Source organism: Rothia sp. 11273D007AR, assembly GCF_053547255.1.
Map to the genome: position 1 here is coordinate 1 of NZ_JBPPWJ010000011.1, position 14,388 is coordinate 14,388.

16 protein-coding genes are annotated in these 14,388 nt (G+C 59.9%); 13 read left to right on the plus strand and 3 right to left on the minus strand.

Annotation, left to right across the window (positions count from 1 at the left end; genetic code table 11):
• Window positions 1–361 precede the first annotated feature (361 nt).
• Together ACED88_RS07355 and ACED88_RS07360 are read right to left on the minus strand one after the other, a co-directional pair.
• Window positions 362–859: an N-acetyltransferase family protein gene (locus ACED88_RS07355; protein WP_449109214.1), complete on the minus strand. Its 498-nt coding sequence runs from the start codon at window positions 857–859 to the stop codon at window positions 362–364.
• Entirely contained in the window at window positions 856–1,350 is a 495-nt protein-coding gene (locus tag ACED88_RS07360; protein ID WP_449109215.1) for an FBP domain-containing protein, read from the minus strand. Before ACED88_RS07360 ends, ACED88_RS07355 begins: the two co-directional genes overlap by 4 nt.
• Before the next feature lie 90 nt (window positions 1,351–1,440).
• Here ACED88_RS07360 and ACED88_RS07365 point away from each other — a divergent pair, with 90 nt between their 5' ends.
• The 4 genes from ACED88_RS07365 (at window position 1,441) to ACED88_RS07380 (ending at window position 4,310) form a co-directional block, all read left to right on the plus strand.
• Window positions 1,441–2,526: an NADH:flavin oxidoreductase/NADH oxidase gene (locus tag ACED88_RS07365; RefSeq protein WP_449109216.1), complete on the plus strand. Its 1,086-nt coding sequence runs from the start codon at window positions 1,441–1,443 to the stop codon at window positions 2,524–2,526.
• Window positions 2,527–2,602: 76 nt separating this feature from the next.
• The gene (locus ACED88_RS07370; RefSeq protein ID WP_449109217.1) at window positions 2,603–3,127 is read left to right on the plus strand and encodes a hypothetical protein; all 525 of its coding nucleotides are present in this window, start codon (window positions 2,603–2,605) and stop codon (window positions 3,125–3,127) included.
• A complete protein-coding gene (locus ACED88_RS07375) occupies window positions 3,124–3,753 on the plus strand; it encodes an RES family NAD+ phosphorylase (RefSeq protein WP_449109218.1) in 630 nt (209 codons plus the stop codon). The genes ACED88_RS07370 and ACED88_RS07375 overlap by 4 nt, the downstream gene beginning before the upstream one ends.
• A gap of 2 nt (window positions 3,754–3,755) precedes the next feature.
• The gene (locus tag ACED88_RS07380; RefSeq protein WP_449109219.1) at window positions 3,756–4,310 is read left to right on the plus strand and encodes an HIT family protein; all 555 of its coding nucleotides are present in this window, start codon (window positions 3,756–3,758) and stop codon (window positions 4,308–4,310) included.
• 104 nt (window positions 4,311–4,414) lie between these two features.
• Here ACED88_RS07380 and ACED88_RS07385 read toward each other — a convergent pair whose 3' ends face one another.
• Entirely contained in the window at window positions 4,415–5,392 is a 978-nt protein-coding gene (locus tag ACED88_RS07385; protein WP_449109220.1) for a hypothetical protein, read from the minus strand.
• A gap of 44 nt (window positions 5,393–5,436) precedes the next feature.
• Here ACED88_RS07385 and ACED88_RS07390 point away from each other — a divergent pair, with 44 nt between their 5' ends.
• The 9 genes from ACED88_RS07390 (at window position 5,437) to secF (ending at window position 14,298) form a co-directional block, all read left to right on the plus strand.
• Window positions 5,437–6,744 carry a MurT ligase domain-containing protein gene (locus ACED88_RS07390; protein WP_449109253.1) on the plus strand — a complete coding sequence of 436 codons (1,308 nt, stop codon included), beginning with the start codon at window positions 5,437–5,439 and terminating at the stop codon, window positions 6,742–6,744.
• Window positions 6,744–7,523 carry a type 1 glutamine amidotransferase gene (locus ACED88_RS07395; RefSeq protein WP_272878463.1) on the plus strand — a complete coding sequence of 260 codons (780 nt, stop codon included), beginning with the start codon at window positions 6,744–6,746 and terminating at the stop codon, window positions 7,521–7,523. The genes ACED88_RS07390 and ACED88_RS07395 overlap by 1 nt, the downstream gene beginning before the upstream one ends.
• A gap of 61 nt (window positions 7,524–7,584) precedes the next feature.
• The gene (locus ACED88_RS07400; RefSeq protein WP_237199417.1) at window positions 7,585–8,343 is read left to right on the plus strand and encodes a YebC/PmpR family DNA-binding transcriptional regulator; all 759 of its coding nucleotides are present in this window, start codon (window positions 7,585–7,587) and stop codon (window positions 8,341–8,343) included.
• A gap of 22 nt (window positions 8,344–8,365) precedes the next feature.
• Window positions 8,366–9,037, plus strand: coding sequence for a crossover junction endodeoxyribonuclease RuvC (ruvC, locus tag ACED88_RS07405; RefSeq protein ID WP_449107125.1), 672 nt, complete (start codon window positions 8,366–8,368; stop codon window positions 9,035–9,037).
• Between the two features lie 237 nt (window positions 9,038–9,274).
• Window positions 9,275–9,892 carry a Holliday junction branch migration protein RuvA gene (gene ruvA, locus ACED88_RS07410; protein WP_449109221.1) on the plus strand — a complete coding sequence of 206 codons (618 nt, stop codon included), beginning with the start codon at window positions 9,275–9,277 and terminating at the stop codon, window positions 9,890–9,892.
• Window positions 9,893–9,899: 7 nt separating this feature from the next.
• Window positions 9,900–10,937, plus strand: coding sequence for a Holliday junction branch migration DNA helicase RuvB (ruvB, locus tag ACED88_RS07415; RefSeq protein ID WP_237193873.1), 1,038 nt, complete (start codon window positions 9,900–9,902; stop codon window positions 10,935–10,937).
• Between the two features lie 112 nt (window positions 10,938–11,049).
• Window positions 11,050–11,397, plus strand: a complete 348-nt coding sequence (locus ACED88_RS07420; RefSeq protein ID WP_237185745.1) for a preprotein translocase subunit YajC — start codon at window positions 11,050–11,052, stop codon at window positions 11,395–11,397.
• Between the two features lie 86 nt (window positions 11,398–11,483).
• Entirely contained in the window at window positions 11,484–13,229 is a 1,746-nt protein-coding gene (gene secD / locus ACED88_RS07425) for a protein translocase subunit SecD (protein ID WP_449109222.1), read from the plus strand.
• Window positions 13,222–14,298 (plus strand): protein translocase subunit SecF, encoded by a 1,077-nt coding sequence (secF, locus tag ACED88_RS07430; protein WP_449109223.1) that lies wholly within the window; start codon window positions 13,222–13,224, stop codon window positions 14,296–14,298. Before secD ends, secF begins: the two co-directional genes overlap by 8 nt.
• The last annotated feature ends 90 nt before the right edge of the window (window positions 14,299–14,388 follow it).

Genomic DNA, 14,388 nt, shown 5'->3' on the forward strand with positions numbered 1-14,388 from the left:
ATCGGACTCCGCAGGAGGTGGTTGATGGTGCTTTAGTGGTCTTATAATTGTCGGAACTAAAGCCAGTACATATCAGTAAACTCAACCATCGTTATCTCAACGATGGCCATGAAGCTACCAGAGGGGATGAGCATAGAAGATCTGGCAGTAATCATGAGAGGCTACCGAGATAGAGCTTTGAACCAACCCACAGTAGAAGGGCCTGAAAACCAAGAGGCTGATACTGAGTGCTAAGTTTGGGAAAACTACCATTCTGGCCGCGTCCGTTCGGCCTCAACTTCGAGTCGCGATCTGTGAACAACCCTGCATTGCAGCGATGGCCTAAGAAACAGTACTCCGACCAGCTTTTTATGAGGTCATGCTAGTTGGCCGGCCGAGTAAAAACCTCCACCGTTGAAACCACATCACCCTGGGAAAAGTCCTTGACCTGACCACTGGGGGTATAGCCTAGGGCCCTCCAGAAAGGTTCGGCGACCTCGGCGTTAGTTGCCACAATTCCCAAACGTAAAGTGCTGATATTTGGGTGCTGCCGAACCCCACCCAAGTAAGCGTCGTGCAGGGCCCTACCCACCCCGCGTCCTTGCGTCTGCCCATCAACCAGGGCCAGGGCCACATGGGCAAACTCCTCGCTTGGAAAACCCATCACAGCAATCAAAACCCCAACCAGGCGTCCGCCCTCAAAAGCTCCCAGCAAAACAGGGGAGTGGGATAAACCGGGTGGGAAGACCGTCAGGTTTTCCAACGCAGAACCGGGCTCGGCGGGGTGGCCAGAAATCCGCAGGAAGTAATCGGGGTTCTGATCATAGAGCTCCTGAACCAGATCAGCCTGGGTGGGTGCGAGCGTCGCAACCTGAATCATGCGGCTCCCTCCACCAGTCGCTCAACAAACCTGACCGCATTATCGCGGGTGCGAGCTATACGCTCTTCGAGGGATAGGGTCTCGTCCATCTGACGGATACCCGCCGGCTTTTTCTTGCCCCGCACATAGTCGGTGCAGGCCAGGTTGGAGCACAGGTAGGTGCCGATGGTGTTGCCGCGGCGCCCCGACTCGCCCGGCCGGGCCGCCGTATACAGCGAGATCCCCGACCCTGGGTGCAGAGTTAGGCAGAACTGGCACATCTGAGCGGCTTTACTCTGTGCCTTAGACTTTTGCAGCAGCACGCCCTGCACCTGCCCCTCGTGTTCCACGACCAGGCAGCCCTTGAGCGGGCTTTTCGGGTCAAGCCAGGACAGGAAAATTAGGTCGCCCCAGTTCTGCTCCTTGAGACTGGGTAGGTTGAGGCGTTTAGCCTCGCCCTTAGAGCAGTTAATAAAAGATGAGCGGACGGCAGCTTCGGTCAGTTCTTGCATACCTGCAAGTTTACCCTTTAGTGCGGGAATATCCCGGCCCCGCACCCGGTTGAAACAGGTGCACAACACCACCTGAAAGGCCGAATGAACATGACTTCGCCCCTCTTTGAACCCTTCACCTTACGTTCCATGACCACCCGTAACCGTCTTTGGGTTCCGCCCATGTGCCAGTACTCAGTCGAACGGCAGGACGGCAAGCCCACCGCCTACCACGTTTCCCACTACGGGGCTCTAGCCAGGGGTGGGGCCGGGGCCGTTATCGTCGAAATGACAGGTGTTGAACCAGCCGCCCGCATCAGCCCCTACTGCCTGGGCCTGTGGAGCGATGACCATGTCGAAGCTTTCAAGCCGGTCGTCGACGCCATTCACGCCGGGGGAGCTAAAGCAGGTATCCAGATTGCCCACGCCGGGCGGAAGGCATCGACGCCCGGTGAGCTCGTTCCGCACGATGGCAGATCCCTGGGGGAGGACGAGGGTGGCTGGGTCACGCTGGCCCCGTCCGCTCTTGCCTACCCCGGCTTTAAAGAACCGCAGGCCCTCACCGAAGAGAAAATTGACGACCTAGTGCAGGCCTTCGCCGCGGCTGCCACCCGCGCGGTTGCTGCCGGCTTTGACTTCATCGAGATTCACGGGGCCCACGGCTACCTGATTACCCAATTCCTTTCGCCCCTATCGAATCAGCGAGAAGACTCTTACGGCGGCTCCCTGGAGAACCGGGCCCGCTTTGCCCGCAGGGTCGCCCAGGCCATGCGGGAAGTGATGCCCGCAGAGATGCCGCTGATCGTCCGCCTGTCAGCCACAGAGTACCTGGAAGGCGGCATTACCGTTGAGGAAACCGCGCAGGTGGTGCGCTGGCTAGCTGAGGATGGCGTGGACTTCGCCGATATTTCCACCAGCGGAAACTACCCGGCACAAATTAAGATCTATGCGGGCTACCAGGTACCCATGGCAGCCCAGGTTAAGCGGGAGAGCGGCCTGCCGGTAGGTGCTGTTGGCATGATCAACTCGCCGCGACTTGCCGAGTTCATTGTGAGCTCAGGCCAGGCTGATCTGGTGCTGGTGGGCCGGGAAGCCCTCCGCAACCCAGCCTTTGCCCTGCACTGGGCAGATGAGCTTAAGGCAGATATCGACTATGTGCCCGCCCAGTACCGCCGGGCCTGGCGCACCCGCCGCTAGATAACCTCCATATGGTTGACGCGGTTGACGGTGGCTTTTAGGATTAACAATCATAGAGCCAACCAGGGGGGTTCTCATGTCCCACACCATCGACCGCAAAGACGCCCATGCCCAAGCTGTTATCGACCAGCTCGTTGCTGAGTTCACCCGTGATTTAGAAAGTCTACCCGCTGATTTTTTGGCGTCCATTGACGATCTAGAAGACATTAAAAGCCGCATGAGGTCGTTGGTAGCCCGCGCCAGCGTTAAGGGCTACGGCGACCTCATTGGGCCAGTCTACGACCTTGATAGCACCATGAAACTGCTCAAAGTTACCAGCCGGGCAGCCATCAGCAAGCAGGTCAAGCACCACAAGTTACTGAGACTGACCATCGAAAACAGCGAGTCAATTTTCCCTGTATTTCAGTTCGAGGGCAGAGCTGTAAGGGGAGATATACAACAGGTGCTGCGAGCCTTTGGCGACGCAGACTCATTCGCTGTTGCCCAGTGGTTCAACACACCACTCGACGGGGTAACCCCCTTAGATTTACTTGACCAAGGCTGCCTCGATACAGTTTTGACCGAAGCCCGTGCTCTTGCGGCAGGGTGGCAAACAGTATGACCCGGCAAAAAATAGCCCAGCACGGGCCTATGCCGGGGGCGAATCTCTCACTAGTTCCCTCCGTAGAGTACGAAAAAGGTAGCGAATTTTTCCGCGCCCACAGTCAGCAGTACGGCCCCTGGTATTTCTCTTCATCGATGCAGGGCCGGTTCGACCTACCTGAGCCCCAGGGAACCTGCTATCTCGCAACCAACCCGGGTGCTGCCGTCCGCGAGGTTATAGGTGACAGGCTCAGCCAATCCGGGCGCCTGCCCCAAAGCCTCGCCGAGGGAAAAGTGATTTCGCGGTTACCCCTGCCATATTCTGTACGTTCTGCGCATATTTCCCATGATGATGCGTTCATCCTGGGCATTACCGCAGAACTCACGACGATGCCTAACTATGACATTCCGCAGGCCTGGGCACAGGCCTTTAACAAGGCAGGGTTCGGGGCAATTACCTACCGGCCCCGATTTTCGCCGGGAGACTCTTTAGCTTTAGCTCTCTTTGGTGATGCCGGTGCGGCCCAATTCCCAAGTAGATTTGAGAGTACCCTGGCTGACGCCGCAACCAGTCTTGGCCTGGAGCTTTACGCGACACAGTCCCGAGACCTTTATACTTTTGCTACCTTCACCGAGAGCGATTAGCGATGCAGATTCCCCACTACACCACCGACGATTTTGAGCTGCCGGGGGTTCCGGACGCCTTCCAGCGGCTCTGGACGCCTCACCGCCGCGCCTACGTAAAGGGCGGGCAAAAAGACTACACCGAAAACACCTGCCCCTTTTGCGACGCCCCCACCCACGATGATGCCGAGTCGCTCATTGTGCACCGTGGCGAGCACGCCTACGTCATTCTCAACCTCTACCCCTACAACCCCGGGCACCTACTGGTTTGCCCCTACCGGCATATCCCCAACTACGACGACGCAACACTCGAAGAAACCGCCGAAATTGCTGCCCTCACCCAGAAAGCCATGGGAATTCTGCGAGAGGTCAGCCGGGCAGCCGGCTTCAACATCGGCATGAACCAGGGCAAAGTCGGCGGGGCAGGGGTCGCCGCCCACCTGCACCAGCACATCGTGCCCCGCTGGAGCGGCGACACCAACTTCCTGCCCATCGTGGCAGGCACCAAGACGGTCACACAGACCCTGGACGAGATCCGGGAACTGCTCAGCGATGCCTGGGACAGTCGAGAGCAGTAGGTAAGCCAACCGCCCGCCGACCCTCTGATATCTCGCGCTGGGGCGCTCGATATCATTCACGCCAGCCCCGTGCCAGCGGGCTTATTGGCTTACCTACTGCCCTCCTAGAACAGGGATTCCTGCACAGACGCCGGGGGAGTGAGTTCCCCGTGTTGGCGGCAGGCTCTGTTGGAGAGTTCTGCGGTGTTGATGAGGAAGGTCTGGTCGGGGTCGCCAAAGTGGGCGGTGAGGAACTTCCCGGTTCCACCGGTGATGTAGAAGCCGTGGGTGCCTTCGGTGAGGGTGGGGTAGGCGGTGAGCTGCTCGGGGTTTTCTGCCCGTAAGGACGCGTAGGCTCGTCTCATCGCGACGGACGGCACCCAGCGGTCTGCGGTGATATCGAAACCGTCGATGGTGTCTTGGGCGTCTTCGAGCGCCCAGGTGGCGTTTTCTACGGCCATGTAGTGTTCAGATTTGAGGCGCTCGGTGCTGGCGGGGTCGACCCAGGCCTTGTATTTGGTGGATGCCCGTTTGAACTGGGTGAGGTTGGCTTCTTGCGAGACTAGGTCTTCGAGCTGGCGCACGATGATGCCGGTGTCTGCCCGGGCAACGAAAGTAGCTGCGGCGACGGCCTGGTCGTCGAGACGGCGGGGGTTGGAGTGCAGGGAGGCGGTGCCGACCTTGGAAGTGCCGTCGGGGAAGGTTGCGATGTAGAGGTAGTGCTCAAGATTGACGTAGGCCAGGGCTGCCTCGTTCATTCGCGAACCCAGGTGGATACGGTGGATAGGTGCGAATTCGTCGCGGGCGAAACAGGAGTCACACTGCTTACCCTTGGTGATGATGGTGTGGGTGGGGCAGGGCTCCAGATGAAAGCCAACGCTATCGACGTTGGCCTGTGAGTAACCGCTGCAATAGGTGCCGGCGCCGCGGACGTCCGCCGGGAGGGTAGTAAGACCGAGGAAGCTACCCGGGGTGATAGCAATAGTTTCAATCTCACCGCTAGGTTGACCGTCAAGAAGAGGCTCAACTTTAAGGTAGGGAGCCCTATCGCGCCAGGTGATGTCACGCCAGATAAATTCGGGGAAGGGTACAAGCTGGTTCATGGAAGTAGTCATTACAGGTTCGAAGCATACACAAACCCGGTAAGATAGTCACCATGTCACGACCTGTTGTTCGCCTTGTTGGCCAAGGCATTCGTTATGCGACCAAGTTGCGCGGGGGCGGCTCTGCCTTCCCTGGCTTGGTCATGGAGAAACTGCACCCTAATTTTGTGGCGGAGGAGCTGGCTAAGCTGCCGCGCGGTGTTGTCGTTGTTTCGGGTACAAACGGTAAGACGACCACCACCAAGATGGTGGTGCAGCTGCTGGAAGCCCAGGGCCTGAAGGTCTTTACCAACCGCACCGGGTCGAACTTCGTGCGGGGTGTAGCTGCTGCTCTGCTGGGTGAGATGAACCTGGCGGGTAAGCTCGACGCTGACATTGCGGTACTTGAGCTGGACGAGGCTCACGCGGTGCACTTTGTACGCAAGGTCAAGCCCAACTACGCGCTGCTGCTCAACGTCCTGCGTGATCAGTTAGACCGCTTCGGTGAAATCGATACGACCCGCCGTATGCTGGCTACGGTTGCCGGCGCCACGACGGGCACCGTGGTGCTCAACCGCGAGGACCCGCGTATTCGTTCTCTGGCTGAGAACATTCAGCCCGGCACCCGGGTGAGCTACTTCGGCCTGTCTGAGAAGCTCCGTGCCCTCTTCCCGTCCGATGACGACCTGCGCACCAGCCCCGAGGGGGCCGACCGCGCGGATGCCGGCCTCTTGGCACCAGAGCTGCCGGCGGCGTCCGTCCTGCTCAAGGACTTCAAGGGAACCGCCGCCACCTTCGATGTTGCCGGTAAGGAGCTGGCGGGCACCATCAACCTCTACGGGGTCTACAACATCTTTAACGCCGCTGCGGCAATGGCCCTGACGCGCGAAGTCATGGGGGATTCCCTCAACGAGACTAAACTTCTGGCTGAACTTGAGCATATTGCCCCGGCTTTTGGCCGCGGTGAAACCCTCAACGTTAACGGCCAGACCCTGCAGCTACTTCTGGTGAAGAACCCCAGCGGGTTCCGCCTGTCGCTGGCGTCCGCCGATGCCAAGGACTACGCCACCATGATTACCATCAACGACGCCTACGCCGACGGCCGCGATGTTTCCTGGCTCTGGGACGTTGACTTCCACTCCCTGACTCAGGGCGGCGTCACCATGGTGTCGGGTGTGCGCGCCTACGACATGGCCCTGCGCCTGCAGCACGACGATGTTTATGTAGAGAACATCAGCGAGGACCTCGAAGAAGCCCTCGCCACCTTTATTGCTAAGTCAGAGGGTCGCCCCATGCGCATCTTCTGCACCTACACCGCCATGCTGGCCATCCGTAAGGAACTGGCGAAAATCACCGATGTGGAGGAAATCTAATGAGCGATTTTGAGAACGCACCGGTCGAAGCGGGCGAGCAGATTATCACCCAGACCGGCAACAACAAGAGCCTCAAAATTGTGCAGCTCTACCCCAAAGATATGAACATCTACGGGGACTGGGGCAACACCCTGTCGCTCTCCCGCCGGGCCCAGGCCCACGGTTTCACCACCGAAATCGTTGACTACAACCCCGGTGATGAATTCCCGCTCGATGGCGACATCTTTGTGGGCGGCGGTGGCCAGGATTCAGGCCAGTCTGTAATTCAGGATGACCTGCTCGCCAACGCTGAAACCCTTCGCATGCTGGCTGAAGACGGCACCCCCATGCTGGTAATCTGCGGTCTGTACCAGCTCTTCGGTAGAGAGTTCAAAACCGTCGGCGGCGTCACCCTCAACGGTATTCGCGTCTTTGACGCTAAAACCGTCGGCGGCGAAGAACGCCTGATCGGCAACATCGTTGAGGAATCTGAAGAGTTCGGCACCATCATTGGGTTCGAAAACCACTCGGGGCTTACCTATCTCTCCGGCGACACCAAGCCCCTGGCCACCGTCACCAAGGGCGAGGGCAACAACAAGGAAGATTCCGGCGAGGGCGCCCGCGTCCACAACGTCATCGGAACCTACCTGCACGGCTCCCTGCTGCCCAAGAACCCTGCCATCTCGGACTTCCTCATCAAGCAGGCAGCGATCAAGAAGTACGGTGAGTTCACCCCCGTCGTTATTGACGACACCCTCGTGGAAAAGGCGCGCGCCTCAGCGTCCGCCCGTCCACGCTAGAATAGTACGAGGTACATCGCGCCCGCCCGCGTGCGGGCGCACCAGACGAACAAGGAGAATCATGTCAGGTCACTCCAAATGGGCCACAACCAAGCACAAGAAGGCAGCAATTGACGCCAAGCGCGCCAAGGCCTTCGCTAAGTACATCAAGGCAATTGAAGTTGCAGCTCGCATGGGTGGCCCCGACCCGGCAGGTAACCCCGCCCTCGACCTCGCAGTATCAAAGGCCAAGAAGAACTCTGTTCCCAACGACAACGTTGAGCGCGCTATCAAGCGCGGCGCCGGTCTGACCGGTGAAGCCATCGACTACACCGAAATCATGTACGAGGCTCGCGGCCCCCAGGGTACCGCCCTCTACATCGAGTGTCTGACCGACAACCGCAACCGTGCAGCCGCTGAGGTTCGTACCGCCGTTACCCGCAACGGCGGCACCATGGCAGACTCTGGCTCCGTAGCCTTCCTCTTCGAGCGCAAGGGCGTTGCCGAAGTTGCTAAGACCGAGGGGCTGACCGAGGACGACGTCCTCATGGCCGTGCTCGACGCCGGTGCTGAAGAAGTCATCGACGATGGCGAGATTTTCACCGTTGTCTCTGAGGCAACCGACCTACCCGCCATCCGCAAGGCTCTGGAAGAGGCTGAACTCGAGTACAACAACGACGACCCTGTCTTCCGTCCCACCATGCAGGTAGACCTGGACGCTGAGGGCGCTAAGAAGTTCCTCAAGCTTGCCGACGCCATCGAAGAACTGGACGACGTGCAGAACGTCTACTCCAATGCAGACATCAGCGAAGCCGTCATGGCCGAGCTTGAAGCTGAATAACCAGCAGGGAAAGGGGGAGCGCGTGGCCCCGGCTCACGGCACCTCACACCAGCGCCCGGAACCCGCCCCGCGAGTTCCGGGCGCTGCCCGCATTCTGGGGGTTGACCCGGGCCTCACCAGGTGCGGTTTCGGTTTGGTCGATATGACGGCCAACCGCAAGGCCCACTTTGTCAACGTGGGAGTGGCGGGTACCGCCGCTTCGGAGAGTCTGGATGCCCGTATCCTCAAGATTCTGCGCGCTGCCGAGGCCTGGCTCGACACCTATCAACCCGACGCCCTGGCGATTGAGCGAGTTTTTGCCCAGGAGCAGGTCAATACCGTGATTGGTACTGCCCATGCCTCCGGCGTGGTAATTGCGGCTGCCGCTGCGCGCGGCGTGCCGGTGCACTTCCACACGCCCTCAGAGGTGAAGGCTGCGGTGACAGGTTCAGGACGCGCCGACAAGGCATCGGTGGGGCGCATGGTTACCCGCATTTTGGGGCTTGACGCCATGCCCAAACCGGCGGACGCAGCGGACGCCCTCGCTCTGGCTATCTGCCACGGCTGGCGCGGCGGGGGCATTGGCTCCGGCATCAACATGGCAGCCACCACCCAGACCCACCAGGGCTCCAACCCGGCGGCAGCGCGCCGCAGCGCCCAGCTCACCCCCGCCCAGCGGGCTTGGATAGAGGCGGAGGCAAGGGCACGAAGATAGGGCAGGGCTGTTGGGTAAGCGGCGGACTCACAGCGAAGCTGCTGGCTCGATGTAGTGAGCGGGTGTGGCAGTACGCAAGAGCGAACGGAATCCGCCGTTAGGCGGGGCGTGAATCGCGTAACGAGCGCAGCGAGTCGCGCGAGAGGGTCGGCAGCGAGCGTGAGTCCGCCGCTTGCCCGTAATATACAAGACACACGCTTCTTGTATTAGTACATATATTCGAATAGAATTGGTTTCATGATTAGCTCACTGACCGGTACCGTGACCCATCTGGGGTTGGAGACCGCTGTTATCGACGTTAACGGTTTTGGCATGCTGGTGCATCTCAATGCTCGTACAGCTTCGCAGCTGCGCCTGGGGGAGAAGGCTACTGTTCTGACCACCATGATTGTGCGTGAGGACTCCATGACTCTCTACGGGTTTGCTGAGCCTGCTGAGCGCGAGGTCTTTGACATGATGCTGTCGGTCTCGGGTATCGGCCCGCGTATTGCCCTGGCAGTGCTCGGTGTGCATGCCCCGGCTGAGGTTGAGCGCGCTGTGGCTACCGGTGACGATAAGGCTTTCACCAAGGTACCCGGTATCGGCCCCAAGGGGGCGCGCCGCATCGTCCTGGAGCTTGCTGGCAAGCTGATTTTGGCGGACGGAGCCACCGACCAGCTGCCTATCGACCAGGGTGTGAGCTGGAAGCCCCAGGTGCAGGATGCCCTGACCAGCCTGGGCTGGAACGAGCGGGACGCCGTGAGCGCTATTGAGTCCTTCATTGAGCACAACCCGAAGGCAGAAACCATGGGTGTTGCCGAAGCGCTGCGGGCCGTACTAGCTTCGCTGGGTAACCAGAATACGGTGGGGCGATAGGTAGAGTATGAGTCAGTTCCCTCACGCCGATGGCCAGATTCCCGGTCAGCGCCTGGTTTCGATGGATGAAGAGCCAGAAGAAAAAATGATTGAGGCGGCCCTGCGTCCCAAGTCTCTTGATGACTTTGTGGGGCAGCAGCGCGTGCGTCAGCAGCTGTCGCTGGTGCTTGAGGCATCGAAGATGCGCGGACGCTCGGCCGACCATGTGCTCCTGTCGGGCCCTCCCGGCCTGGGTAAGACCACCCTGGCGATGATTATTGCTGCCGAGATGGACGCGCCCCTGCGTATTACCTCCGGGCCGGCCATTCAACATTCGGGTGACCTGGCTGCGATTCTTTCCTCTCTCACCCCCGGTGAGGTGCTCTTTCTCGATGAAATTCACCGTATGAGCCGCCCGGCTGAAGAGATGCTCTACATGGCCATGGAAGATTTCCGTGTGGATATCGTGGTGGGCAAGGGGGCAGGGGCAACCTCTATTCCCCTGGAGCTGCCGCCCTTTACCCTGGTAGGGGCAACCACCCGCGCGGGTCTGCTACCCGGGCCCCTTCGTGACCGCTTTGGCTTTACCGGCCACCTGGAGTTCTACTCGGTCACCGAGCTAGAGAGCGTGATCCGCCGGTCTGCTGGCCTGATGGAACTCAACATTAGCCCCGAGGGCTTTGCAGAGATTGCGGGTCGGTCCCGGGGCACACCCCGTATCGCTAACCGCCTGCTGCGTCGTGTGCGCGACTGGGCCCTGGTCAACGGCATCGACCGTATCGAGGCCTCGGCGGCAGCAACAGCCCTCAACATGTACGAGGTCGATGAGCGCGGCTTGGACCGCCTAGACCGTGCGGTGCTTGAAGCTCTGATTACCAAGTTTGGCGGGGGGCCGGTGGGCCTCTCTACCCTGGCTATTGCGGTGGGCGAAGAGACCGAAACCGTCGAGACCGTTGCCGAGCCCTACCTGGTGCGCGAGGGTCTGATTGGGCGAACCCCCCGCGGGCGAGTTGCCCTACCCGCTGCCTGGGAGCACCTTGGACTGGAGGCTCCAGACCTGCCCTAGCGGCCGTCCGCCCCTGTAATATCAGGGGGCAACCAGCCAACTGCAAGGAACTTGGCATAGAATGGGGACTTAGTTTGTTCACCCCCCATCAACCACGTTAAGAGGGATTCTCGTGCAGTCAGGCTCACCCCTGTTTATGCTCCTACTTCTGGGCATCATGATGCTGGTGCTCATCGTGCTACCGGCACGCCGCGCCAAGAAGGCCCAGCAGCAGATTAAGGAACGTCAGGACGCCATGGTGCCCGGCACCCAGGTCATGACTAACTTTGGTCTCTACGGCTCTGTTGTCTCTATCGACAAGGAAGCCAATACCGCCCACCTGGAAATCGCTCCGGGTACCGTGGCCAAGGTTCACCTCATGACCGTCACCAGCATCGAGGAAGACACCGCTGCCGCGCCGGTAGCCGACGCCGAGCGTCCTGTCATCCAGGGTGAAGTCGCAGACGATCCCAAAAACTAAACCACAGCTTAGGGTGCGCTACCTCTAGATTCAGAGGTGGCGCGCCTTTTCATGTTTCACGAACCCACTCACCTGAAGGGGTACCGATGGCTCAACCATCCCACGTCACCAAAGCCAGAGGCGCACTTGCCTCGATGGCCCTGGTGTTGCTCTTACTGGCCGGAGGTATCTTCGGCACGACCTTTGCCGGGGGCACCTGGCTTCCCAAGCTGGCCCTAGATCTCTCTGGCGGCACCCAGCTCATTCTCTCGCCCGAAACCAACGATTCCTCTGGCGAGGCAATTACCGCTGAACAGCTTGACCAGGCTGTTGAAATTATCCGCCAGCGCGTCGATGGCGCGGGCGTGGCAGAAGCTGAAGTGACCACCCAGTCGGGCCAGAACGTCGTTGTTTCTGTGCCCGGTACCTTGAGCTCAGAAACCCGCGATCTGATTCAGACCTCGGCGCAAATGAGCTTCCGTGCGGTCATTAACGCTGGCACCCCGCAGGCGGTTGCGGCGGACGCTGCCGCTGCCGAGGACGCCCTACCCTCGCCGACGGCTGAACCCACCGACGGATCCGACTACAACTGGGTGACAGGCGATCTCTGGCGCCAGTACGAGCAGCTGGACTGCACCGTCCCCGCTAACGTGGATACCTCCAACCAAGACCCCAATGCCGCTATTGTGGCCTGTGCTTCCGATGGCAGTGAGAAATACATCCTGGGCCCCATCGAAATTGAGGGTACCGACATTGACACCGCCTCCTACTCCCAGGTAGCTAGCTCAACCGGCTTCGCCACCGGCCAGTGGGGCGTGAACATTGTCTTCAATGAGGCCGCTACCCAGACCTTCAAGGACGTCACTACCCGCCTGAACGCAATTCGCGGTGCCAACGCGTCCGACCCCCGCGCCCGTTTCGCCATCATGCTGGATGGCCAGGTCCTTTCTTCCCCCGTCACCCAGGCGGTCATTACCAACGGCCAGCCCCAAATTACCGGTAATTTCACCGAGCAGGACGCCGCAAACCTGGCTGAGCAGCTCAAGTACGGTGCCCTGCCCATTAGCTTCACTATTCAGTCTGAGCAGCAGATTTCAGCGACCCTGGGTTCTGACCAGCTCAAGATGGGCTTAATCGCCGGTCTGATTGGTCTGCTTCTGGTGTTTATCTACTCCCTCTTCCAGTACCGTCTGGTCGGCCTGGTTAACATCACCTCGATTATCGTTGCGGGCCTGCTCTCCTACGGTGTGATTGTGCTGCTGGGTCACCTGATGAACTACCGTCTGTCACTGGCGGGTGTTGCCGGTCTGATTGTCTCCATCGGTCTGATGGCTGACTCCTTCATCGTCTATTTCGAGCGTATCCGTGATGAGATTCGTGCCGGCCGCACCATCCCTGCCGCTATCGACCACGGCTGGCTCCGTGCCAAGCGCACCATCCTGGCTTCCAAGGCCGTGAACCTGTTAGCTGCTGTGGTGCTCTACTTCGCCTCGGTCGGTAACGTGCGCGGCTTTGCCTTCACCCTGGGCCTGACCGCGGTATCTGACTTGATTATCACCTTCCTCTTCATCCACCCGCTCATGGTCCTCTTAGGCCGTAAGGACTACTTCCGCAACGGCGGACGCTTCTCGGGTATGGACCCGGTAGCACTCGGCTCAACCCCGCTCTACCGGGGTGCGGGGCGCGTCCGCACTCCCGAAGAAGCTGAAGGCGCCCTATCCCTAGCTGAGCGGAAGCGCCGCGAGCGCTTGGCCGCTGAGGCGGCTGAAGCTGAAGCGGCACAGGGGAGTGTTGATGTGGAGCCCCTGCCTGCCGCAGATTCCACCACTACAGAGGAGGCCCGCCGTGGCTAATAAACTCGCTCAGTTCGGTAATGAACTGCATTCTGGTCAGCGGTCGTTTGGGTTTGTGCCTAAGCGTCGCCTGTGGCTGACGATTGCCCTGGCTCTGGTTGTGCTGGCGGCCCTGGTGCCGGTGGTGCGCGGTGGCTTCAATCTGGGTATTGAGTTCCGCGGTGGTTCAGAGTTCACCGTGTCGCAGGTGGCCGATACCGATATTTCTATCGGTCAGCAGGCGATTGCGGACGCCGCCCCCGAGGCGACCGACGTGCGCGTCACTAATATCGCTGCGGGTACCGTACGTGCTCAGATGAGTGAGCTGACCGACGATGAGACTCTGGCTGTGGGGCAGGCCCTGCAGTCAGCCTACGGCGTGAGCTCTGACCAGGTGACCTCGTCCTTCGTGGGCCCCACCTGGGGCGCTGGGGTGACCCAGCAGGCTCTGGTGGGTCTGGTCTGGTTTATTCTGCTGGTGATGATCGGTATGGCCCTGTACTTCCGTACCTGGAAGATGTCGGTCTCGGCAATTGCTGGCCTGATTTTTACCATCGTGACTACCGTGGGCCTGTACGCTCTCATCGGTTTTGAGATTACTCCCAGTGCGATTATCGGCTTCCTGACCGTGTTGAGCTACTCTCTCTACGACACCGTGGTGGTTTTCGATAAGATTCGTGAGAACACCGAGGGGCTTGAGAAGCGCCGCGACACTACCTTCGCTGAGCAGGTGAATTTGGCGGTCAACCAGACCCTGGTGCGCTCTATCAACACCTCGATTGTGGGTATTTTGCCGGTGGGCTCGATTCTCTTCATCGGCGCCCTGCTCCTGGGTGCGGGCACCCTCAAGGACCTCTCCCTGGCCCTCTTCGTCGGTATCATCATCGGTACCCTGGGAACGCTTTTTGTTGCGGCTCCCGCCTACGCTGCCCTGCGCCTGGGTGAGAAGGGCGTGCGTGAGCATACCGAGCTCGTCTGCCGTGCCCGCCAGGGGCAGGTTGAAGCGGGCGAAGAGCGTGAGGACGCCAGCGGGCAGCAGGATGCCCCGGTGATGGTCACCGTGCATTCGGTTAACCTCGATAGCAAGTAGACCAAACAGCTAGGCGTTTTACCCTAGAAACGGGAGCGGATGACTGTCCGCTCCCGTTTTTGTTACGCGCAGTGTGGAATTAATCTAAGA

What these genes read in the sequence shown, in the direction of transcription:
- ACED88_RS07355 (WP_449109214.1), bottom strand. Translation starts at nt 859, where the DNA reads ATGATTCAGGTTGCGACGCTCGCACCCACCCAGGCTGATCTGGTTCAG.
- ACED88_RS07360 (WP_449109215.1), bottom strand. Translation starts at nt 1,350, where the DNA reads ATGCAAGAACTGACCGAAGCTGCCGTCCGCTCATCTTTTATTAACTGC.
- ACED88_RS07365 (WP_449109216.1), top strand. Translation starts at nt 1,441, where the DNA reads ATGACTTCGCCCCTCTTTGAACCCTTCACCTTACGTTCCATGACCACC.
- ACED88_RS07370 (WP_449109217.1), top strand. Translation starts at nt 2,603, where the DNA reads ATGTCCCACACCATCGACCGCAAAGACGCCCATGCCCAAGCTGTTATC.
- ACED88_RS07375 (WP_449109218.1), top strand. Translation starts at nt 3,124, where the DNA reads ATGACCCGGCAAAAAATAGCCCAGCACGGGCCTATGCCGGGGGCGAAT.
- ACED88_RS07380 (WP_449109219.1), top strand. Translation starts at nt 3,756, where the DNA reads ATGCAGATTCCCCACTACACCACCGACGATTTTGAGCTGCCGGGGGTT.
- ACED88_RS07385 (WP_449109220.1), bottom strand. Translation starts at nt 5,392, where the DNA reads ATGAACCAGCTTGTACCCTTCCCCGAATTTATCTGGCGTGACATCACC.
- ACED88_RS07395 (WP_272878463.1), top strand. Translation starts at nt 6,744, where the DNA reads ATGAGCGATTTTGAGAACGCACCGGTCGAAGCGGGCGAGCAGATTATC.
- ACED88_RS07400 (WP_237199417.1), top strand. Translation starts at nt 7,585, where the DNA reads ATGTCAGGTCACTCCAAATGGGCCACAACCAAGCACAAGAAGGCAGCA.
- ruvA (WP_449109221.1), top strand. Translation starts at nt 9,275, where the DNA reads ATGATTAGCTCACTGACCGGTACCGTGACCCATCTGGGGTTGGAGACC.
- ruvB (WP_237193873.1), top strand. Translation starts at nt 9,900, where the DNA reads ATGAGTCAGTTCCCTCACGCCGATGGCCAGATTCCCGGTCAGCGCCTG.
- secD (WP_449109222.1), top strand. Translation starts at nt 11,484, where the DNA reads ATGGCTCAACCATCCCACGTCACCAAAGCCAGAGGCGCACTTGCCTCG.